A 22,920-nucleotide genomic window follows, 5' to 3' on the forward strand; every position below is an offset into this window, starting at 1 on the left:
AAAACTAAATAAGTTTCAATAATTCCTCAGCCACTTTCTCAGAAGAGGCAGGATTTTGTCCCGTAACCAATCTTCCGTCAACTATCGCGTAAGGACTCCAATCTTCGATCTTACTGTACACTCCCCCATTCTTTTTCAGCATATCTTCAACCAGAAACGGAACAACATCAGTTAACTGTACCGCCTCTTCCTCAGTATTGGTGAATCCAGTAACATTTTTACCTTTTACCAGATACTCGCCGTCTATTTTTACATCTTTCAAAACCCCGGGAGCGTGGCATACAAATGCTACAGGTTTATCATTGGTATAAAAATCAACGATAAGCTGCTGTGAAACCTTATCTTCAGCAAGATCCCACAAAGGACCATGCCCGCCCGGATAAAATACCGCATCAAAGTCTTCACTTTTAACTTCCGATAACTGATGTGTATTTTTTAATTTGTCCTTTAATGCTTGGTCACCATCCATTCTGCGTGTAGCATCAGTCTGAGATGAAGGATCTTCACTTTTCGGATCTATCGGTGGTTGACCACCCTTTGGAGATGCCAGTGTAATTTCCACTCCTTTATCAGACAATGCATAATAAGGAGCTGCTAATTCTTCTGTCCAGAATCCTGTCTTTAAACCGGTATTTCCTAATTCATCGTGACTCGTAAGCACGAATAAAACTTTTTTGCTCATTTTTATATCTATTTAATTTATTACTACAAAGTTGGAATTTATCTGGTTTTAAACACAGGATCTCAATCACTATTTTCGTGTGATCCGGATCACACTTTTTCTGCTATGCAGACAAATGAAAATTATTTATATGTCATAGAGTTCCTGTATTCTGGAAGACATTAAGACCTTCTATCTTGTCATTAATGGTCTTATATACAATCTCAACGGTAAAACTCGACAGCTGATACAATACAAACTTTAGTCCATCCTTAAAGGTTTCACTAATAACCCTTCCTTCGGCCAAAGCCAATTCATATTGAGATTGCATGGGTAGATTTTTAAAATCGTAGTACGAAATAGACATATAACTATTATTTATTTTTTATGATATTACAGTTCACTCACCAACCGAAACGTCAGGTTAATACGTTCTTTCATTTGCGAAGCAGACTTAGCAATACGATGTTCCCAGTGTTCCTGAAGATCACCTTTCATCAAAAGCAATGATCCATGGGGAAGCGGGATAATGTATCTGCTTTGATGGTGATCCAATTTTCTAAAATCAAATTTCCGGGTTTGTCCAAGACTGAGTGATGCTATGACAGGGCGGTCACCATATCGGCTTTCCTTATCCCTATGCCATGCAACTGAGTCATTATTGTCTCGGTATAAATTGAGCAAAACTGAATTAAACTGATGTCCAAAAGCTTCTTCAATTTTGTTCTTTAAAGATAGCAGTTCAGGTGTCCATGCATTCACTTCAAATTCACTTCCTCCTAATTTGTAGGAATTCTCACTGTCACCATACCATGCTGTTAAACGTGGAGTCAGAACCTTTTTGTCATACATGGTCTGAGTTCTCTGTTTCCAAGGAGTATGTTCCAAAAGTTGAGTAAAAAGCCGATCTGATTCTTCTGCTGTCAGAAAATGTTCCCTGAACTCTAACAAGTCCTTCGGAAAATCATAGAATTCTTCTGCGCTAAATAAACTGAGTTGACCCATTGTTTTATTAACTATTTTTATTAATTTTACCCTATCCCACAATGGGATTTTTTTTCATCATTTGTGTTTTTAAGCTTTCCCAACAGGAAAGCTTTTTTGATACGTACTAGAAAATAAATTCTTTACTATATGTTTTTACTAGAACTTCTGATCTCTGATCGAAGCTCCTCAAACATACTTCTGATTTCCTGATATTCCAGGTTTTCAATGCGCAGTTCCTGAGTATTGATGCTGCAGGCAAATTCCCATATTTCATAAACTTCTGACCATTTGATTTCATAAGGCTCATAGAAAGAATTATCAGAGCTGACAAAACTGCCGGAATCATTTTGTTTGGAATATCTCTTATAAACAATACCGTCTTTTGTAATGAAAATGTACGTTTTGCCTTTTTTCAAATCCTTTTTATCTTCAACATATTTTCCCACAATATAAGTTCCATCATTATAAGGCGGCATCGAATCACCGTCTGCAGGAAAAGCCCTGAACTTTCCATTTCGGAGGAAAGGAAGTGACAGATGCTGAAGCCCCTCTACAAATTCAGGATCATTGTATCCGCTGAGATATCCCATACTTGCTTTTTGAGGAACGATTTCAATACGGTTTTCTCCGGTATGATCCACTTTCATTGGTAACAATATCCTGTTGTTTGGAAGATTGACAATATCCTCTAAAGGATACTTTCGCAAATCGACAGTCAGCAGTAAATCAATACTCACTTTATAGTATTTCGAAAGTTTTACAAGAATTTCAATCGGGGGTTCTGACCTTCCATCTTCATAAGTCGCATACCTTCCGCGCGTGATCGAAATTTCATCACCTACCTTCTGTTGGGATGCTTTCATTTTGTCTCTTAAAAACCTGATGTTTTCTGAAAAAATTGACATTGCTATAAATTATAGCAACAAATATACGATATTTTGTAATAAAACGTGATAATTTTACACCATGGAAAGAGCGATAGTGCATATGGATTTGGATACGTTTTTCGTTTCCTGTGAACGGTTAAAAAACTCCGAACTGGAGAAAAAGCCTGTGATCATAGGAGGTGGAGACCGTGGTGTGGTAGCATCCTGCTCTTATGAAACAAGATTTTTCGGCGTACGAAGTGCCATGCCTATCAAAATGGCATTAAGATTATGTCCTGAAGCGAAAGTGATCAAAGGGGATATGGAAATGTATTCCAATATGTCCCATCTGGTAACTGAAGTAATCCAGGAAAAAGTACCTGTTTTGGAAAAAGCGAGCATCGATGAATTTTATCTCGATTTGTCAGGAATGGATAAATTTTTTGGATGCTACCAGTGGACCAATGAAATTGTAGATGCGGTCACCAAAAATACCGGCTTACCGATAAGCTTTGCTTTATCAACCAATAAAACCGTTGCAAAAATTGGTACCGGAGAATCTAAGCCTACGGGTAGATTCGAAATTCAGGAACAGAATATCAAACCCTTTTTAAATCCTCTTTCTGTCAAAAAGATTCCGATGGTCGGTAACGTGACCTTTCAGCTTTTATCAAGACTCGGAGTGAGAACGATTCAAACCTTATCTGAAACCCCCGTTGAAGTTTTACATCAACTCATTGGTAAGAACGGAAGCGAACTTTGGAAAAAAGCCAACGGCATTGATGATACGCCCATTATTCCGTATTCAGAAAGAAAATCAATTTCTACCGAAAATACCTTTTCTCAGGATACGATCGATATTCAGAACCTTAGAAGCATTTTATCAGGAATGGTCGAACAATTGGCTTTTCAATTGCGACAGGAAAAATGGCTGACGTCAACCATCTCTGTCAAAATCAGATATTCCAATTTCGATACAGAAACCAAGCAGTGTAGAATTCCTTACACATCAGCAGACCATACTCTTCTGAAATACGTATTGGAGCTTTTCAAAAAAGTCTATACCCGAAGAATGCGAATACGTCTAATCGGTGTCAAGTTCACGGGACTCGTTCACGGTTGCCATCAAATGGATCTTTTTGAAGATACCGAGGAACTGATTTCTTTATATCAGACCATGGATAAAATTAAAAACAGGTTTGGAACCGCTAGTGTGGGCAGAGCGTCCGGATTATTAAGATAAAGTAAAAAAGTTATGTTTCTCAATTGCCATTCCTATCACAGCCTTCGGTACGGAACCATTTCACTTCAAGATCTGGTGCAGCAGGCAGTAGATCATCAGGTCAGAACCTTTGCGCTAACGGATATCAATACTATTACAGGAATCTATGATTTTTTCAAACTCTGCAATGATAATGACATTAAACCTATTGTTGGAGTTGAAATCAGAGTCGAAAGTGAATTCTACATATGTCTAGCTAAAAATCAAAAAAGTGTTGGGGAGATTAACCGACTGCTAACGGATTATAATTGTGATGGAATTGAAATTCCAAAACACAATCCAATCCTTAAAGATACCATTGTCATTTATCCTTTGCATAACATTCCTGAAGTTTTGCAGGAACACGAGTATATTGGAATTCGACCCGAAGAATTGAACCATCTCGTAAAGCCTGATTTGAAAAAGCTGATCAATAAAATGGTGATTTTACATCCTGTTACCGTCACAACCAAACTGGATTATAATTTACATAAGATTTTAAGAGCAATTGATAACAACACATTGATCAGTAAATTAGAAGATGACGATTATTGCAGAAACACCGAAACATTTGTCAGTAAAAAGGAACTGCTGGATCAATACCGCCATTATCCTCAGATCATCCAAAACACAGCGGATATTGTTGACCAGTGTAGTTTCGATTATGATTTTTCAACTCCAAAAAACAAGCAACATTTCACAGAAAGTCGGGAGAATGATTTTAAACTGTTGACCCAACTCGCTTATGAAGGTTTGGAAACGAGATATGGACAAAATCATCTTGAAGCAAAAGCGAGAGTTGAAAAAGAACTGGGAGTTATTGATCAGTTGAAATTCAGCGGTTACTTTCTGATCACCTGGGATGTTATTCAATACAGCAACAGGATGGGTTTTATGCATGTGGGAAGAGGAAGCGGTGCCAACTCCATTGTCAGTTACTGTTTGGGAATTACCGATATCTGTCCGTTGGAATTGGATCTTTATTTCGAAAGATTCCTGAACCTCAATCGGAAAACCCCACCAGACTTTGATATCGACTGGAGCTGGCAGACCAGAGATACCATCCTTGAATATATTTTTACTAAATACGGTAAAGAACACGTCGCATTTTGCGGAACAAATGTCGAATTTAAGTACCGATCTATTTTCAGGGAAGTTGGAAAAGCTTTCGGTTTACCGAAGGAAGAATTGGATGTCTTAGCGACTAAACCAATGAATGAACATGATACCAACTCCGTTTTTAAATTGGTGCACAAATACGGGAAGCTTTTGGAAAAGTTTCCGAATCAGAGAAGCATGCACTCCTGCGGAATTTTAATTTCGGAAGAACCCATTACCAATTTCACAGCATTGGAAATGCCTCCCAAAGGTTTTCCTATTGTCCAGTTTGATATGCATACGGCTGAAGACATCGGATTTGAAAAGTTCGATATCCTTTCTCAACGAGGGCTCGGAACCATTAAGGATACGGTAGAACTCATCAAAGAAAAAAGAGGGATTACGGTGGACATTAAAGACACAACGATTTCAAAAAATGAAGAGAAATGCAATAGTTACCTCAGTGTAGGTAAAACCATCGGCTGTTTTTATATTGAGAGTCCTGCGATGCGGGGCTTGCTCAGAAGATTAAAATGTGAAGACTATAAAGTTTTGGTTGCGGCTTCCTCCATTATCCGTCCCGGAGTGGCACAGAGCGGAATGATGAAGGAATATATTTTCCGACATAATAATCCTACAAAGTTCGAATACTTTCACGATGTATTTAAAGAAGAGCTGGGTGAGACCTATGGTATTATGGTGTATCAGGAAGATGTTATCAAAATTGCTTTGCATTTCGGAGGGTTGTCAGCCGCTGACGGTGATGTTTTAAGAAGAGCGATGAGTGGTAAAGGAAGATCACTATCCGCATTGCAGAAAGTCAAAGATCATTTTTTTGAATCCTGTCAAGAATTGGGACATCCTGAGCAACTGTCAAAAGAAGTCTATCGCCAGATCGAATCATTTGCAGGATATTCCTTCTGTAAGGCACACTCGGCTTCTTACGCTGTAGAAAGTTATCAGAGTTTGTATTTGAAAGTCTACTACCCTATTGAATTCATGGTGTGTGCCATCAACAATGGCGGTGGATTTTACAGGACTGAAGTCTATGTACATGAAGCTAAAATGTCAGGAGCAACCATCAAAAACCCATGCGTCAATCTCAGTGAATACAAGACTACAGTCTATGGAAATGATGTTTATTTAGGAATGATGCATATTGAGAAAGTTGAAGGGAGAATCGCCATGATGATTCCTGAAGAAAGGAGAAATAACGGGGAGTATACTTCGCTGGAGAACTTTGTCAAAAGAATACCAATTGGAATTGAAACCCTGCAGATCCTTATTTTTATCGGGGCGTTCAGGTTTACCGGAAAGCAAAAACATGAGCTTCTGATTCAGGCAAGATTTCTGTTTGGGAATGATCAGTCAGCATTCAGACATCCCACCTTACTGGATGAACCACAAAAAGAATATCAACTTCCGACCATTATCAGAAATCCTTTTGAAGATGCTTTTGATGAAATTGAGATCTTAGGATTTTCTGTATCATACAGTCCTTTTGATCTGCTGCAGACTAAATACCGCGGCAGTGTAATGGCTAAAGACTTAGTTAAGCATCATAAAAAGCAGATCAAAATGCTCGCTTACCTTATTTCAAGAAAACACGTCCCTACGAAAAGAGGAGCCATGTTTTTCGGAACCTGGATCGACGCCGAGGGAGAATATTTTGACACGGCACATTTCCCGAACTGTCTTGAAGAATATCCGTTTCAGGGTGGAGGCTGTTATTTATTATTGGGAACTGTTGAAGTGGATTTTCATTTTCCTACTATTACTATTCACAAAATGGCCAAGATGCCCTTCATTCCGGATCCCAGGTATTCTATGGATAAAGAAAAGTCTTTGGAAGCAGCAAGGACACTGCATGAAGATGTCAGCATGACGCAAAGAAAACCTTATCCGCAGGAGCATGAAATCGGCTTGCCAAGGCAGAAAATGATTTAGAATAGATACTTACTCAAAACAAAAATCTCTTACATGAAACTCAAAGCGACTATCGTTGAAGAAACAAGTCTCGATCACAATTCTGTCATCGTATGTTTCGAAGGTGACAAAAACAAGAAAAATTTTGAGATCAAATGCTCATTCAACCCTTACGTCCATAAAATGAGGAAGTGGGAAAGTTGGCAACTAATGATTACATGGGATAGTGAAATATTTACAGATGAAAAGACAGGTGGAAAATCGTATTTTACCCATCTTCTTTGTGATAAGGCTATTGAGATTAATTCTCCTTATGGGAAGAAAGATTAATAACGCAGACTTTTATGTCGTCCATTATTGTCTTGAATTATGTTAGTGGAGCTACAGCCAGTTTATGTACACCAGAATTTAAAAGAAAAAATAATGCCGGCAGGTATTCGAGAGCTGCTTTTGTTTGCCAGCATCTGAATTTAGAACAGTATAAAGGCTTTGGAGAAGCATTTGATACATATAGAGGCATGCAACTGGATGAAGATGATGATTTTCAAGCTTGGTGTAGTGAATGTGAAAAAGTGCGGTTACAATCTAATGGATGGAATGATGAGTCTGAAGAGTTTGCAAAGATTAAGTTGATCTGTGAAGACTGCTATTTCGAACTGAAAAGCCTTAATACTAAATAATAACAAGCTTAGTATAAAAGCTATCTGGTCAACATGTAAATTTTAGCATCTAAATAAATGAAAAATTATTCTTTAAATTAATTTTTCCCTTCTTTAATTCTTTCTTCATTTTACCTAAAATCTCAGACTAGTAATGAAAAAGGATTGAAGAAAAACAAATCTCAAAAAACGATATATTAGCTCAGAAATAGCAAAAAACTTATAATATGGACTCACGAAGAATAGAAAAAATTTTATTAGGTGCGCTTATAATGACGTTAATTATATTTCTAATGGAAATTAACTTCTATGATGATACTAATTACACGACAAGTAAATTAAACGAAATATTGTTCTGGTCATTTGTAAGAGGTCTAGTAATCTCTGGAAGTGTTAATATAGCGAAACATTATTTTTCAAAAATAAAAGATAAATAGTACTTCATTTGCAATCTCATAAAAACGATCAAAATAAATTTTTATATTAGTGGCATAAATTACTTTACGAAAGTTCTATAAATCAAATTGACGCAATGCGTAAATTTGAAAGTTAGCAGTAATTTTATAGAACCGAATGTAAAAGAAAATTGCATGAAAAAGTACCTTATCTTAATAATACTTACTTTGACAGTCTTGACAATTTTAATTTGTCAGATTGAAAGAAAAGAGGTCATAAATTCAAAACAACTCAAAGAAGAAATAATTAAAGAAGCTGTGAATAAGTTAAATCCAAAAGATTCACTTTTTATAGTTACTACAAGAAGCCTTGGAGTTTGTGGAAATGATGACCGCTATGATGGATTTACAACACCAATTGAGAAGTTTTCAGAAATAAAATTTATATTAGAAAATCCTTATTTCGTTGACGGAAGCGAAGATTTTAAAGAAAACTATCTGATAAATAACAAAACTATAATTACAGGTGGAGCTCTTGACAATAGGTTTTCTTCAAATACTTTAAATTTTACGTATGATGAAGTGAAAAATGACAAACAAGTGTATGACATTCAATTCACTACAGCAAATAAAGACACGGTTTACGTTTCCATATTCGATTATTTCAACAGCGAAAACAAGAATATTAAATTTAAAATGGTACAAAATAATTCAAAATGGAATATTGAAACAGCTGAATAAAAACTACTGTCAACATTTTGCAATAGTGTGGCGAAACTGCAAAGTTCAACAGTAGTTCTTCTATTCAACTTTGTACTTTGATTGCACTAACATCGCAAAGTCACAAAGCGTTATAATATTGTAAGATTAAGTCTCAAAAAATGATTGCTTATATTTAGCGCATATCACTACGAATTTGGATGGATATGCGCTATTGTATAACGGATATAAATTAGTTTCGTCATTTTAAATGAACGTGTACAAAAACGAAAGAACTAAAAACCTAATAATGAAAAAAACTTCTATATTTATTATTCTTTTTATCTCAATACAGTATTTATCTGCACAAAACATTGCTGATTTTTTTTTTATAATTCCAGCTGAATATTTAGACGATTTAAGCTATATTGAACGAAAACACTTAGTTTCAAATGGTTCATTGAGCAATGATGATATGTACTATTCTTTGAATGTTGATAATAAAAATGGATATTTAAGATTAGAGCAGTCATATACAGAAGGACAATCTGGTTATCAAATATTTGAAATTACATATTGGAATATTAAAAACAAAAAATTAATTGCTATTTCTTCTATTGCCGGAAGCAATGGTGGCTTTTCTCAAAATAATTTCAAATTTTTTGAGTATAGAAATAAAATACTTACAGAAGTGAAAACAGGATATTTAAAAAGTTACACAAATAATTTCGATGTATTTATGAATAATCTTGTTGGTGAATTCTGTAAAACGTCTGTTAGTCAAAGTACAAAAGAGGAATTAGTAACATCACAGTTTATAATTGAATTGCCAAAGACCGGGAAAAATATTAATATATCTTTTAAAGATAATTATATGTCAGCACCTGATTATTTTGAAAAAAACTATTCAAAGTTTATAAAATTTAAAGAAAAAATATATGTCTGGAATATTACAAAAGAAAAATTTGAATAAATAATAAACGCACAACAATGGTTTTTGCGTTAGGCGGGCTGAAGTGCAAAATTCAATGGCAGTTTTTTCAATTAAACATTAGTAATAAAACCAGCTTTTATGCATCGATTTACCTGTTATCGAAAGAAATCCTTTTGATGCTTTTGATGAAATTGAAATATTGGGTTTTCCGGTTTCTTATTCAATTTTTGATTTGCTAAAAACTAAGTACAGAGGTCACGTATTGGTTAAAGACCTATTAAAATACCACAAAAAACAGGTTAAAATGCTCGCTTATTTGATTTCAAGAAAACATGTTCCTATCAAAAAAAGAGGTCATCCTGGGCAAAAAGACAATATGTATTTCGGAACTTGGATTGATGCTTACGGACAGTATTTTGATACCGCTCATTTTCCAGACAGTCTTCGACAGTTTCCTTTTAAAGATGTAAGTATAACTTCCAGAAAACCTTATCCACAAGAATATGAAATTGGGCTTCCAAGACAGAAAATGATATAAAATAAATTCTTACTAAAAAAGCAATAATCTCTTACATGAAACTTAAAGCGACCATCGTTGATGAAACAAGTCCCGATCACAATTCCGTCATCGTACGTTTCGAGGGTGATAAAAACAAAAAGCATTTTGAAATCAAGTGTTCTTTAAATCCATATGTCCACAAAATGAGAAAGTGGGACAGCTGGCAACTGTAGATAACAAGAGATACTGGAATCTATAAAGATGAGAAGACTGGCGAAAAGTCGTACTTCACCTACCTTTTATGTGATAAGGCTGTAGAGATTAATTCTCCGTATGGGAAAAAAGATTAGATAAAATAATTTACAATTTTACAATTTTGCTCAAAAATTACTGATAAAAAATGAGTTGAAAATGCATATTACTATTATCGTTTTACAGTTCAAACAGACTTTACACATTTAATAAAAATAATTAATGGTTTAAAACCATATTATACAAGTTTAATATCCTTTTTTAATCCCAACAAAATATATTGACTATATTTGCCCATCTTTTATGCAAAAAATAGTTAAACATTTTTTTGTCTTTTCCTTATTGCTCATATTCTTAGCGAATGTCAGCGGTATCTCAGTATGTCTGGAACATACAAAGCATTTGACCTCAGAACATGTTGAGAAAAAGAATTACAAAGATGAGAAAGGTGCTCATTTTTCACAGGACGATCAATGCCAGTGTGCTTTGCATCTGCAAATGAATTCATGTCTCTTTCCTGAGATTCAGAATTTAGATTTTGCTTTACAGGATATTGATCATAGTGTAATAACACATCCCAAGACAGTAGAATACCGTCGCCTGATTGATTATTTCTCGTCGAGAGCCCCACCCTATTTTTCATAAGTTATCGCTGAATGATTTCAGCTGAAACTATTTCCTATTATAGATTTTACGATCTGTAACTACCGCTGCGTGTATATTTTACAGCAACGGAAGCGATTAATCATTAACCATTAGGGTTTTTCATACCTGTTTTACCTATTTCTATGTCACTTAATTATTGTATTTTGTGGAAAATAAATTATTTTATTTTCCACAAGCCTTGTCGATTAACAGGCTTAAGTTTACTATTATTTCCCATTGACTTCAATGCGCAGGAAGCCGAAAAAGATTCGATTTCAGCAACCATCCAGACGGTAGAGATCGTCGGAAGGAGATCTCAGGATTATGTTGCCGACTATTCATTTGCTGCTACAAAGATCGCAATGAAGAATAAATATCTTCCCCTCACTTTAAACACCGTTACTAAAGAATTGATCAATGACAGACAAGCCTTCAGATTGGGAGATGTTCTTAAAAATGTGGCCGGTGTTTCCAATGCAAGTTTTTATAATCAGTACAACATTCGTGGGATCAGCCAGAATGAGGAAGGACAGATCATCAATGGAATGCGTACCAGACAATATTATTTTTTGCAGCCGATGACGTCCCACATTGAGCGGGTAGAAGTTTTCAAAGGGCCGGCAAGCATTACCATGTCGAGTGTTGATCCGGGAGGGACGATCAATATGGTGACCAAAAAACCACTGCTCAACCACCGGTACGAAGTAAGTTTATCGGGTGGAAGCTTTGATATATATCGCCTGACCACGGATCTTACCGGTCCGTTAAATAAAAGCAAAACACTACTATACCGTTTCAACGGCGCGCATCAGGATGGCCAGTCATTTCGGGATAATGTAAATAATAAGGGGTTTTTAATTGTTCCGTCCCTTTCTTTTATCCCCAATGAAAAAACATCGCTCAATGTCGAAATGATCTACAATGAGATGAACGGAAATCTGGACAGAGGTCAACCAATTTTTGGTGCGGTTGCAGGAAAAACAAATCTCAACAGTACACCGATCAGCCTTAATCTTGGTGCCCCTGCAGATTTTTTCAAAACAAAAGATCTTACTTTAATGGGAAGTTTTGCTCATCATTTCAACGATCACGTCACCTTCAATGCCTCCTATATGAAACAGTTCTGGGATGAAGACACCCGTGAAACCAGAACAACCAATTCTTTTGTTCCCGATATCAACAATAAGCCTGTTCCCAATCTTGCGATGATGCAGTATCTGGAGAGGGTACAACACTGGGAAGTAGATAATATCAGCGCTTATTTTAATTTCAGCTACAAAACGGGAGTATTCAAACACCAAACTTTGTTGGGATATGACAGCCATATCTGGGAGAAAAAAAGCGGTGGAAAACAGGATGCCGCCAGAGGTTTTCTAATGAAAGACGGTACCGTCACTGCATCTTTTAATCCTGTAAATGCCGCACTATACCAGACCTTGATATACAATGGTATCACGATCCCAAAACCCAACGTCAATCCATTTGATCTTAGCCCAGGTGCTTTAAACCATCAAGGAAATGATTATTCCATATTGAATGTCATTAATCCATTGCCAACCGCTCTGACCACGACCCATGCTGTCTACGTACAACATTTGGTCACCTGGAAAAAGTTCAGGCTATTGGCAGGACTGAGAAAGGAATGGTTTCAGGATCGAACGAATTATAAAAAAACGGAGGAAAATTCATTTAACAATCAGCAGCTTCTTTACCGTATCGGTTTAACGTACAGTATTAGTGAAGACACCAATATCTATGGAACCTTTCTCACAGGATATCAGCCACAATCCAATACCATTTCACTAATGCCTGGAACTGCATCATTTACCGGGGCAGTCTCTGCTTCGCTATTTAAACCATTGATTTCTGAACTGAAGGAAATGGGTGTCAAAACCAAACTCTTCGGAAAGGTTAATGCCAGTTTTTCAATCTATGAAATTAATCAGAAAAACATTCTGGTCAACGCCAACAATCCTGCAGAACCGGACCAGCTGATCCAGCGTGGAGCTGACCGAAGCCGTGGTTTTGAAACCGAACTGACCGGATATATACTTCCACAATGGCATCTTTATGCCGGATACAGCTACATCGATGCAAAAGTTGTAGATGATTCCAACTCTGCACTGGTTGGTTTGGCGAAGGAAAATACATCCAAAAACTCTATCAACATCTGGACGAGATATAATTTTTCTGCAATTCGTGCATTAAAAGACTTCGGAATCGGAGCAGGAATTTTATATCAAAGCAAAAAGATACCGTGGTACACCAGAAGTTTTGAGCTTCCGGCATATACCACTTTGGATGCCGCCCTTTATTATTCCGTTCCGCAAACCAAACTTCAGCTGGCTCTTAACATCAACAATATGACCAATACAACATATTGGGTGGGAGCACAGAATTATCTAAGGCTTTTTCCTGGTGCCCCAAGAAATTATTTATTTACCGCAACTTATAAACTTTAAATTATGACTTTTTCAAACCTTAAACTCATTGTACGAAAAACCAGGCAAGATCTCTTCAAGGAGAAACGAAATCTGCTGATTGCAATAACTGTCATTCTCTTCTGCTTTATAAGTATAGCGATTGGATTTACAAAATACAGTGAAAACTTTTCGGATATTAAAGAATACAGAAAGGAAACCCGAGAGAATTGGGAACACAGACCCGATAAACATCCACACCGAATGGCGCATTACGGTTATCTCGTCTTCAGGATAGGTCATCCCTTGACCATCTTCGATACGGGATTGGATGATTACCTTGGAAATGTAATTTTCCTTGAAGCCCATAAACAAAATACTGCCAATCTTTCGGAAGCAGGTAGTTCAGGTATTCTGGTGCGTTTTGGAACGTTCAGCAGTGCATTCATCCTTCAGACTATTGTTCCGATCATTATTATTTTTTTAGGATTCGGACTTGTTGTTCAGGAACGGGAAAATGCAACATTAAAGATCCTCAATGTTCAAGGTGCATCAGCGCGAGATATTTTGTGGGGGAAAATTCTTGGTTTGTGGCAATTTTCCTTATTATTTTTAATTCCTGTTGTACCCGTTGTTTTTTTAGCAGCATTACTGTCTGAAACTACCTCGTCAACAGATATTTTGATGCGTTTGGCGCTTATACTTCCTGCGTATATGATCTACTATTTTTTCTTTAGCACTTTAACGGTCTTGATTTCAGCAAATAGCAAAAACACATCAGCATCTTTGATCAGTCTTATCGGCTGTTGGCTGATTCTAGTAATTTTCTTACCAAAAGGAATTCAGTTTGCTTCTCAAAATTTGTATCCGACGCCTTCACGAATCGCTTTTGAAACACAGGTGGAAAAAGAGGTTTTAAAGGTCGGTGACAGTCATAATCCCAATGACCCTCATTTTAAGCACATCAAAGATTCGCTTCTTGACAGATATCATGTGAAAACTACTGACGAACTGCCTATCAATTATAGTGGAATTGTAATGAAAGAAGGAGAAAAAATCAGTTCTAAAATATATGAAGGCAATTTGGAAAAGCTTCAGATACAATATAAAAAGCAACAGAGACTTGGTGAAATTTTAGGATTTATCAATCCGGTCATGGCCATCAAAAATCTTTCGATGACTGCAGCAGGGACTGATTATTATGCCTACCAAAATTTTCAAAAACAAGCTGAAGAATACCGCTATAAGCTAACTCAGAACATGAATGATTTACAGATTGAAAATATCAGCAATAATCAACCTTCGAAAGGTGAAAAACCAGCAACCGTCAGCAGCGAAGAATGGAAACAGTTTCCTGATTTCAAATATGAATTTACCAGCTTAAAAGAAAGTATCTGGCAGCAGATCACAACACTTGCAGCCGTCTTATTTTGGCTATTAATCTGTGTAGCGATGATAGAACTGAGTGCTAAACATTTAAAATTAATATAATGAACCATTACTTATATAAACAGTTTCACAGAAACAAGTCCTATCTTATATGTTTAATCATATTATTTCTTGCCGGACTCAGTTCTATGTACACTGGGAAAAAGTTCCTGGATAAAAATGAGGACATCATTAACAAAAGTGCCCGTTATCAAAAAGAAAGTCTCGAAAAAAATATAGCTGCACACAGCGATAATTTAGGCCTTCTTCTCTATTACGTAAAATTTAATCTTGTCAATGAAACGCCAAAACTCTCTGCCCTAAACATTGGACTGAGAGACTTAAAGCCTTCCATACAGGGGGTCACTATTCGTAATTTGGAAGAACAGAAGAACAATTCGGACTTTTTCAATCCTGCCAATGCAGCGGTAGGAAATTTCGATTTTACTTTTGTGCTTGTCTTTTTATTTCCATTGGTGATCATTGCATTTTGTTTCAATCTCATTTCCGAGGACCAGGAAAACGGAACCTGGAAACTGCTTTCCGTTCAGAGCAATAATCTACGGAAACTGATCGATGCAAAAATTCTGATAAGATGTATTTTGATTGTTGCATTATATTTTTTGCTGCTGATCATAGCGGCAGTATTCATCAAAATTCCTGTTGATATGCCTTTCATCATCTTTATTATTTCAGGATTGCTTTATATTCTTTTCTGGTTCATACTCTGTCGCTGGATCATCGGTTTTCAGAAATCATCCGCCTCTAATGCACTGACACTCCTCATCTTGTGGATTGGAATGAATTTTATTATTCCGATGACAGGAAATATGATCATCCAAAAAATATATCCTGTCAATGAGGGTATGAAAGCACAAATTGAACAAAGGGAGGGCTATCACAACAAATGGGATGAAGCAAAAGCAACGACCATGCAGAAGTTTCAGCAAATTTATCCTCAGTTCAGCAAATATGAAGTGGACGAAAACATATCTTCCTCTTATGTCTGGTACTACGCCATGCAGCATCTTGGAGACATGGAATCGCAAAAATCATCGAAGCAATATCACAAAAAAATGCAAAGCAGAAATGATGCTTCGGTGTATTTGGGATATCTCTTCCCTACTATTCATACCCAACTGGTACAAAGTCAACTTGCCAAAACAGGTATGGAAAATCAACTTCAGTATGCAGAAGGTTTAAGAACATTCCACGAAAAACAAAGGTTGTTCTTTTATCCGTATATCTTCTCGGAACAAAAAGCTGATGTCATTGACTGGAGCAAGCAAACGGTTAAATCGTTTAGCGATGCTGAAAAATCAAATCTATTGCAGGTTTTCCTACCCTACTTTATTTTAATTATCCTCTTAACAATTCTTTCACAACAAAAATTCAGAAAACTATGTTAAAAACAATCAATCTTCATAAAAAGTATAACGACTTTACAGCGCTAAGATCCCTTGATCTCGAAATTCAGGAAGGCGAAATATTTGCACTTCTCGGACAGAATGGTGCCGGTAAAAGCACAACAATCAACATCCTTTTAGGATTGATTCAATCTACATCAGGAGACGCCTTTATTAATAATATTTCAGTCAAGGAAGAACCTCAGAAAATTAAAAAGCATCTGGCTTACATTCCAGAGACCGTATTGCTTTACCCCAACCTTACAGGAATCGAGAATCTTGACTTTTTCTCTAAAATCGCAGGTTTTACTTACTCTAAAAATGAGCTTTCCGAATTGCTGCAACGAACAGGATTACAGGAAGCTGCACACGATCAACTCTTGGGAGGTTATTCCAAGGGAATGCGGCAAAAAGTGGGGATAGGCATCGCTCTGGCGAAGGATGCAAAAGTTCTGCTTCTCGATGAACCTACAAGTGGGCTCGATCCTATTGCTACTGCTGAATTCACTGAAATCATTCGTGAGCTGGGAGAAGAAGGCCGTACCATTTTAATGGCTACTCATGATATTTTTAATGCAGCAAGCGTGGCCACAAATATTGGTATTATGCGCCAGGGAGAATTGGTACAAAATGTACCTTCGAAAGCCTTCAGCGCTGCAGAACTGCAAGAATTATATCTCAAGACTATTTAAGTGCTAACTATGTACTCCTATATAAGAACTTTTATAACGGCACCATCGAAAAACTTAAACAAAATCACACATCATTATAAAAAAATAATATTTAAACCTATGAAATTATCTTTAACATCCAGCTTACTATTGGTAAGCCTATTTCATCAAGCCCAATCGATCTGTACTAACAATCTTGGAGGTGATATTGACCCAGCTTTCATCACATTTAAAATTGAAAGCACCTCATTGGATCATAATACTTTTTCAGGATTAACTGCATTTTACCACGAATATCCTGCCAGCGGAAATACAACTGCACAACTTACCGCAGGTCAGTCGTATAATTTGTATACTTCTACATCTTCTGAAGCCATTATTGGGGTATGGCTTGATTACAATAACAACAATGTTTTCGAACCCAATGAGTTTACTGTATTGGTCAATTCGATGAATACCCAGAATACCACTTCATTGGCTATACCGGCAACTGTCCCATCCGGAACTATTAAAATGAGAATAAGATCAAGGGCTTACGGAAGTACAATATCTGCAAATAATGCGTGCAGTAGTTTCGGTTCCGGCGAAACGCGAGATTATACTGTTGAAATTATCAATAACAATCTATCGGTAAATGAGATGCCTAATGATTTGGATCTAAAACTTTATCCAAATCCCGTTCATAGCGATTTACATATATCATCGAACAAAAATATTACAGGATATAAGGTATATGATATTGCAGGAAAATTACTTGTTGAAAAAAAAGTATCAGAAGAAAAAATTATAAAAATTGATTTTATACATTTTCCCGCAGGACGCTATTTGGTTACGCTGACATTTAAAGATGGTTTGAAAACATTTAAGATATTGAAAAAGTAACAGTAAGAATAATATACATAAAAAGATTAATGATTCAGCTATGCTAACATGTACACCGATTATTACGAAATAATTCTCAGGATAAAGTAATTTTAAAACCCTTATCTATTGAATGGCTGGAAAATAATCATTCTATTTTTGTCAAAAATCAGCGTCAAAAAGATGCACATGATTACTTATTAATTATTATGCAGGAATTAAATAAACTGAAGACTGCCTATGGCAGAAATCATACTAAATTTATTGAAGAAAATTTTGTCAAAAACTCTTATGGAGAGTTTGTAGGAATCAATTACAAGTATTTTCACTCTTTAGAGTAGCATAATTAGCACTTCATATTTTCAATTTTTGTGAAGAGATTGTCGTTTTTCGGCAATCTCTTTTTTTATTTTAATGACATATGTAAAAGTTAATGTACTTAAAAAAATTTATAGACCAATAATTTTTAGATTTTTACCGAGGAAATTAATTGTCATGAAAGTTAAATTAGGTCAAGCTGTAAAAATGTTTTTTGGAATTTCATCACTCGAAATGGTGTATTTTGAAGCTATTAGTAACGCTTTGGACGCCGAAGCAACCGAAATAAACATAGACATTATTGGTTTGCAAAAAAAAATATCTCAACATCTGGAATTTCGCTGGAAAGTTTTAGAAAAGATGAATGTAAAACAGGATTTTAAATTTCATAGAGCATTAGACGATTCAAAAGCAACTGCATTGATATTACAGCAAATTCTTAGTGAAAAATAATTACTGATCAATGACGAAGTTTAGGCTTCGAAATGTGCACCATCGCAAAGCGTCGAAAGTACTCGATTGATAAAAAAAACGATCTTAAACTATTGGCTCTTGTAAACCATTGACCTGATTTTGTATAAAATAATCATTATGGAAAACCCAGTTGATCTTTACGATAACTTGTTTTTTTCGAAAGAGTTAGAATGTGCAATTTTTCAGTTAAAAAGCGGGGGAAGTATTTAGCACAAAAAACAATTCTCTAGAAAAACTTGACATTACGAAAATCGTTGATTCAAAAAATAATAGTGTTCGCTATTTCAACTATAAAGATGATAAAAAAAAGTGGGGAATTATTCATATATCGGGACATGAAATAATTCCTCCAATTTACGATTATATCTCGCCATTAATTGCTGATGAATTTTACAAAATTTTCATGGGTGACTATTCATGGGAGTATCACGATCACTCATCTGATTATTTTTTCAGAACATATAGATACTCATTCTTGGAAAAGAGATTATTTTATGGGCAAATTATCAACCGGACAATGGGGTCTGGTTGCGATTCATGGTTCAAGTTATACTGTTTTGATTGCTCCGGAATTTAGTTGGTTGATATTGATAGATAAAAAAATTGTTTGTTGTAATGTTGGAGGAAGTCTTATAAAATGGTATGATGGAGATGATAAAGAAGAATACATTCAAGTTTACGATGGGCTGTGGAAAGTTATCGAAGCTTCAAAATGGCATAATAGATTAGAGACTGAACTTGGTGACTTTGATGAAGTAGTAGAAAAATTCAAATCAGAATATTCCAAAAAGTTTACCGAAGAATTTACATACACTTATCAGTTTATTTTTGATCCGCAAAAAATCTATTAGTAAGCTGAAATCATTGCCTGATCGCCAACTGCAAAAGTTTATGATTCAAATAAAATCTCACAAAACGATTGATGATACTGACTATCAGTTTTGAAACTTCATTTACTTTTATAACAAAGACTACTTTCAATCTTTAAAAAAATATTCTATATTAGAAATTAGTTCTGAGTCATTTTGAGTTCTCATTTCTTTAAATTTTAAAGCCTCTTTTCCTTTCAATAATGAATCAACGTACACTTTTTCATAAGATTCTTGGAGATTTTTCTTCTCTATCTCAATAACCTTGAAATATTGCAGCATCTCTGGAGTAGCCTCAAAATAGAATACCGTTGCCGCCGGAATGTAGCCTCGGTTAAATCTGTAAATAATCCGATCACAACTGAGTCTTTTAAGCAATTGATAAACGTCTTCATTTTTCATGGAATTTACTACTCTGATAGAATAGATATTTTCTTTCAAGTGATTGCCGTAGCGATAATAAATACCTGTGAGATAAGAATATTTTTTTTGATTTGTATCAATCATTTGCAGCTGTAATACACCCTCATCATTATAATATTGAGTGTGCAGCTTTTGAGCCAACTTCACGCTAAATATTTCAGAATGTCCACCCTCTTGAAATTTAGCTTCAGCTTTAATCTTATATTCATCAAGAATAAACTTTTCGACAAAATGAGCTAACGGCTTTTCGTAGGGATAATATCGGTCTATTTGACTTTCACGATCTACATACCTGAAACGTCCCATGTAGTCAGAAAAAGTTCCAAGTAAGAAAGTGTCTGGATCTAATTTTGCAATTTTTGCTGTAGCACTATCATGCGTTATAACTTGACCAAAATTTTTGTTTGATGGAAAAATAAGTAAAAGAATATGTAATATTAGAATTTGCTTCATTGTAACAATTTAGTATTATTTAATCTCATAAGTTACCTTTTGCCCCATAAGACTGGTTGCATATCCAATGATATTCACATTTTTATTTTTGCCGTCTCGCTGGAAATGAATGTCTACAGAACAATCTTGAGGAATATCAATCCAAACTGTTTTACTGGCATCATTTTCTAAAAATGCTATTGCTTTATTTTCGCAACCTGTAACTTTTATGTTTGTAATATCTTGACCAGAATGATTAACGACGGTTACCCTGATTATGCTTAGTAAAAGATTCACGTAGAATAAATATAAAATTGCAACAGGTACATTAGCCGATAGTATTATTCCAGATTTTTTGAAAGCTCCATAACTTATTTTATTCTGAAAACACTTGAATAAAAAAAATAGTAAAAGAAATACATTTATAATAATAAGAGATAGCACCACATAAAAACTGTTCAATATAGTGAGAATTGACATTTCAGTATAATAAAAAATCAATAGTGCCGTACCCGTAGAAAATGAGATCAATGCAGTTAAAATAGATATTCTTTTGGTATAATAATCGTTCATTTTCAAATTAATATCTGTAAAAATATCTAGAAATTTTCTTATAAAAGTATTAAAGTATTAATACATAATGTTTTATTAATACAGATTTACATTTGCTTAATTTTAATGCATTTGTGATTAAAGTAATTTTAATAGTTCAAGACAATTAACGCAACGTATAAGTATCGCTAGGAATTTCCAAAAAGTTACGATTATTATTCATAGAGTAAAAATTCTTTATTCTACTACATCACATGATCAAAGGCTAGTCTTTATCGTCTGGTCTTATAATTAATCTCAAAGTAGGATCATTGGTAATGAACGACCACAACCAATTTGACAGTAGTTTTGCCTTATTACGAAATCCTATAAGTGGGATAATATGAATAAAAAGCCAAATAATCCAGGCAAAGAAACCTTTTAAAAACGTGTTTTTGTTAAGGTCTACCACCGCTTTATATTTTGATATGATAGCCATGCTTCCCTTGTCATTGTATCTGAATACGGTTTTAGGTGTACTGTTATTTATTATTAATTCCAGATTTTTTGCCAATAAAGATCCCTGCTGAATGGCCACTTGCGCCAATTGAGGATGTCCATTTGGAAAATCAGAATCTGACATCTCTAAAGCGATATCACCAATAGCAAAAATATTGTTTGTCCCAATCACTTTATTGTATGGGTCAACCAAAATCCGTTTACCCCTTCCCAGCGACTCTTCCGATATACCTGTAACATCCTGCGAAACAACTCCTGAAGCCCATATCAACACCTCGGTTTCAATCTCGCTCCCATCTGAAAAAATCACTTTGCCATTATCGTAATCCTTTACCGCAGTATTCAAAACGATATGTACACCCAGTTTGCTGAGAACATCGTAGGCTTCATCCTGAGATTTCTTACTCATTGGCTGAAGTAAAACAGGCATAGCATCTACAAGATAAAGGTTTGTTTTTAGATCTTTAACCTCAGGATACTCTTTATTAGCGAGTTTCAGACCCATTTCTGCAAGCATTCCTGCAACCTCAACTCCGGTAGGTCCTCCTCCGGCTATCACAATATTAAGATGTTTTTCTTTCTCCGCCAAGGTCTTAGCCTGCACCGCTCTTTCCATATTCAGAAGTATCCTATTTCTCATGACAAGAGCATCATCAATTGTTTTCATTGGAAGCGAATTGTTTTTGATGTTTTCCATTCCGAAATAATTTGTTTTGGTGCCCATCGCAAAAACAACATAGTCATAAGATAGTTCGCCAGTGTCTGTTACGACAACCTTTTCTGCCTGATTGATATGCAGAAATTTACCGAGATGAAATCTTACATTTTCCTTTCCCTGAAACATTCTACGGAAAGGATAAGAAATATTGGAAGCTTCTATAAAAGCCGTGGAGACTTGATATAATAAAGGTGGAAAGAAATGATAATTGTTCTGATCAATCAAAACGACCTCGTGCTGAGTATTCTTTGAAAATTTTTTAATAAAATTAACTCCGGCAAATCCTCCACCTAAAACTACAATTCTTTTTCTAGTACTCATTGATAAATTATTAAACATTCCAAATTTGATTAATCTGCTAAACAATGGTAAAATCATCTCATCTCTTATTCAAAATGCTGCTGCAAAGATAAATCATTTACTTTAAATAGTCAACTTAGTTTACATATTTCACAGTTGTTTTCTTTTTTAAAAATTAAATTTCAATAACTTTGCTTGATGGAAGATGTACAGTCAGATTTACTTATATTTAAACTCATCTATAATTATAGAAGATTAATAGATCATTTTGGAGCAACTGAAATTAATATTTTGACTGATATAAAACCTACTCACATACCATATTTTATGAGTATCGGCCATCAGGGAATTTCAAACTGTAATCTATTAAAAGAAATCAAGGTTACAAGACAGGGCGTTAGTAAAGCTGTTAAAGAATTAGAAAATAAAGGAATGATTTACACCGCAAAAAATGAAGATGATGCTAGATCTATGATGATTTTTTTGACCGAAGATGGTAAGAAACTCTATGAGATCTTGGGCAAATTATTTGGTGCCGTAACTAAAGAATATGTTAATCTATTAGGAAAAAACAAGTACACAGAATTATTAAATTCACTGTCTACAATAATTTCCTTTCATGATAAACCAACATCCCGATATGAGCAATTATTAGAGAAATAAATTTT

23 protein-coding genes and 1 pseudogene are annotated in these 22,920 nt (G+C 35.2%); 16 read left to right on the top strand and 8 right to left on the bottom strand.

The annotated features are described in order from the left end of the window. Window positions 1–4: 4 nt before the first annotated feature. From ASG22_RS05465 to ASG22_RS05475, 4 genes are all read right to left on the bottom strand, one after another. Window positions 5–682 (bottom strand): type 1 glutamine amidotransferase domain-containing protein, encoded by a 678-nt coding sequence (locus ASG22_RS05465; protein ID WP_055981767.1) that lies wholly within the window; start codon window positions 680–682, stop codon window positions 5–7. Window positions 683–815: 133 nt separating this feature from the next. Further along, the gene (locus ASG22_RS20890) at window positions 816–1,028 is read right to left on the bottom strand and encodes a hypothetical protein (protein WP_131726145.1); all 213 of its coding nucleotides are present in this window, start codon (window positions 1,026–1,028) and stop codon (window positions 816–818) included. Window positions 1,029–1,054: 26 nt separating this feature from the next. Continuing rightward, window positions 1,055–1,666, bottom strand: a complete 612-nt coding sequence (locus tag ASG22_RS05470; RefSeq protein ID WP_055981770.1) for an alpha-ketoglutarate-dependent dioxygenase AlkB family protein — start codon at window positions 1,664–1,666, stop codon at window positions 1,055–1,057. Window positions 1,667–1,791: 125 nt separating this feature from the next. After that, on the bottom strand, window positions 1,792–2,553 hold the full coding sequence (locus tag ASG22_RS05475) for an XRE family transcriptional regulator (RefSeq protein WP_055981773.1): 762 nt from the start codon (window positions 2,551–2,553) through the stop codon (window positions 1,792–1,794). A 61-nt stretch (window positions 2,554–2,614) separates the two neighbouring features. Between ASG22_RS05475 and dinB the strand changes: the two genes are divergently transcribed. The 7 genes and pseudogenes from dinB to ASG22_RS05515 form a co-directional block, all read left to right on the top strand. Next, the gene (dinB, locus tag ASG22_RS05480; RefSeq protein WP_055981776.1) at window positions 2,615–3,757 is read left to right on the top strand and encodes a DNA polymerase IV; all 1,143 of its coding nucleotides are present in this window, start codon (window positions 2,615–2,617) and stop codon (window positions 3,755–3,757) included. A 12-nt stretch (window positions 3,758–3,769) separates the two neighbouring features. Next, complete coding sequence (locus tag ASG22_RS05485) at window positions 3,770–6,820, top strand: DNA polymerase III subunit alpha (protein ID WP_055981779.1); 3,051 nt, start codon at window positions 3,770–3,772, stop codon at window positions 6,818–6,820. 33 nt (window positions 6,821–6,853) lie between these two features. Further along, window positions 6,854–7,129, top strand: coding sequence for a hypothetical protein (locus ASG22_RS05490; RefSeq protein WP_055981782.1), 276 nt, complete (start codon window positions 6,854–6,856; stop codon window positions 7,127–7,129). 14 nt (window positions 7,130–7,143) lie between these two features. Then, window positions 7,144–7,479 (top strand): hypothetical protein, encoded by a 336-nt coding sequence (locus tag ASG22_RS05495; protein ID WP_055981785.1) that lies wholly within the window; start codon window positions 7,144–7,146, stop codon window positions 7,477–7,479. 569 nt (window positions 7,480–8,048) lie between these two features. Beyond that, the gene (locus tag ASG22_RS05505) at window positions 8,049–8,594 is read left to right on the top strand and encodes a hypothetical protein (protein ID WP_055981790.1); all 546 of its coding nucleotides are present in this window, start codon (window positions 8,049–8,051) and stop codon (window positions 8,592–8,594) included. 268 nt (window positions 8,595–8,862) lie between these two features. Beyond that, window positions 8,863–9,525, top strand: coding sequence for a hypothetical protein (locus tag ASG22_RS05510; RefSeq protein WP_131726146.1), 663 nt, complete (start codon window positions 8,863–8,865; stop codon window positions 9,523–9,525). Window positions 9,526–9,634: 109 nt separating this feature from the next. Next, window positions 9,635–10,024: pseudogene (locus ASG22_RS05515) on the top strand (DNA polymerase III subunit alpha); the annotation flags it as partial. Window positions 10,025–10,601: 577 nt separating this feature from the next. On the opposite strand, the gene ASG22_RS20895 reads toward ASG22_RS05515, so the two are convergent. Then, the gene (locus ASG22_RS20895; RefSeq protein ID WP_131726147.1) at window positions 10,602–10,880 is read right to left on the bottom strand and encodes a hypothetical protein; all 279 of its coding nucleotides are present in this window, start codon (window positions 10,878–10,880) and stop codon (window positions 10,602–10,604) included. 166 nt (window positions 10,881–11,046) lie between these two features. On the opposite strand from ASG22_RS20895, the gene ASG22_RS05525 reads away from it, so the two are divergent. The 8 genes from ASG22_RS05525 to ASG22_RS05555 all read left to right on the top strand — a co-directional run bounded on the left by ASG22_RS05525 (window position 11,047) and on the right by ASG22_RS05555 (window position 19,311). Then, window positions 11,047–13,344, top strand: coding sequence for a TonB-dependent siderophore receptor (locus ASG22_RS05525; RefSeq protein WP_238586857.1), 2,298 nt, complete (start codon window positions 11,047–11,049; stop codon window positions 13,342–13,344). Between the two features lie 3 nt (window positions 13,345–13,347). Next, window positions 13,348–14,793 (top strand): ABC transporter permease, encoded by a 1,446-nt coding sequence (locus ASG22_RS05530; protein WP_055981801.1) that lies wholly within the window; start codon window positions 13,348–13,350, stop codon window positions 14,791–14,793. Beyond that, window positions 14,793–16,139, top strand: a complete 1,347-nt coding sequence (locus ASG22_RS05535; RefSeq protein WP_082504949.1) for a DUF3526 domain-containing protein — start codon at window positions 14,793–14,795, stop codon at window positions 16,137–16,139. The genes ASG22_RS05530 and ASG22_RS05535 overlap by 1 nt, the downstream gene beginning before the upstream one ends. Beyond that, complete coding sequence (locus ASG22_RS05540; protein ID WP_055981808.1) at window positions 16,133–16,828, top strand: ABC transporter ATP-binding protein; 696 nt, start codon at window positions 16,133–16,135, stop codon at window positions 16,826–16,828. The genes ASG22_RS05535 and ASG22_RS05540 overlap by 7 nt, the downstream gene beginning before the upstream one ends. Window positions 16,829–16,927: 99 nt before the next feature. Beyond that, window positions 16,928–17,689 (top strand): GEVED domain-containing protein, encoded by a 762-nt coding sequence (locus ASG22_RS05545; RefSeq protein ID WP_055981810.1) that lies wholly within the window; start codon window positions 16,928–16,930, stop codon window positions 17,687–17,689. Between the two features lie 474 nt (window positions 17,690–18,163). Beyond that, entirely contained in the window at window positions 18,164–18,439 is a 276-nt protein-coding gene (locus ASG22_RS05550) for a hypothetical protein (protein ID WP_131726148.1), read from the top strand. A 340-nt stretch (window positions 18,440–18,779) separates the two neighbouring features. Then, a complete protein-coding gene (locus ASG22_RS21610) occupies window positions 18,780–19,037 on the top strand; it encodes a hypothetical protein (protein ID WP_409991363.1) in 258 nt (85 codons plus the stop codon). After that, on the top strand, window positions 18,955–19,311 hold the full coding sequence (locus ASG22_RS05555) for a hypothetical protein (RefSeq protein ID WP_131726149.1): 357 nt from the start codon (window positions 18,955–18,957) through the stop codon (window positions 19,309–19,311). The genes ASG22_RS21610 and ASG22_RS05555 overlap by 83 nt, the downstream gene beginning before the upstream one ends. A 126-nt stretch (window positions 19,312–19,437) precedes the next feature. On the opposite strand, the gene ASG22_RS05560 is transcribed toward ASG22_RS05555, so the two are convergent. From ASG22_RS05560 to ASG22_RS05570, 3 genes are all read right to left on the bottom strand, one after another. Next, window positions 19,438–20,205, bottom strand: coding sequence for a hypothetical protein (locus ASG22_RS05560; protein WP_055981818.1), 768 nt, complete (start codon window positions 20,203–20,205; stop codon window positions 19,438–19,440). 15 nt (window positions 20,206–20,220) lie between these two features. After that, window positions 20,221–20,757, bottom strand: a complete 537-nt coding sequence (locus ASG22_RS05565; RefSeq protein ID WP_055981821.1) for a hypothetical protein — start codon at window positions 20,755–20,757, stop codon at window positions 20,221–20,223. 244 nt (window positions 20,758–21,001) lie between these two features. After that, complete coding sequence (locus ASG22_RS05570) at window positions 21,002–22,273, bottom strand: NAD(P)/FAD-dependent oxidoreductase (RefSeq protein WP_055981841.1); 1,272 nt, start codon at window positions 22,271–22,273, stop codon at window positions 21,002–21,004. Between the two features lie 177 nt (window positions 22,274–22,450). Here ASG22_RS05570 and ASG22_RS05575 point away from each other — a divergent pair, with 177 nt between their 5' ends. Next, window positions 22,451–22,915, top strand: coding sequence for a MarR family winged helix-turn-helix transcriptional regulator (locus ASG22_RS05575; RefSeq protein WP_055981824.1), 465 nt, complete (start codon window positions 22,451–22,453; stop codon window positions 22,913–22,915). Window positions 22,916–22,920 lie beyond the last annotated feature (5 nt).

Source organism: Chryseobacterium sp. Leaf405, from assembly GCF_001425355.1.
Taxonomy (GTDB): Bacteria; Bacteroidota; Bacteroidia; order Flavobacteriales; family Weeksellaceae; genus Chryseobacterium.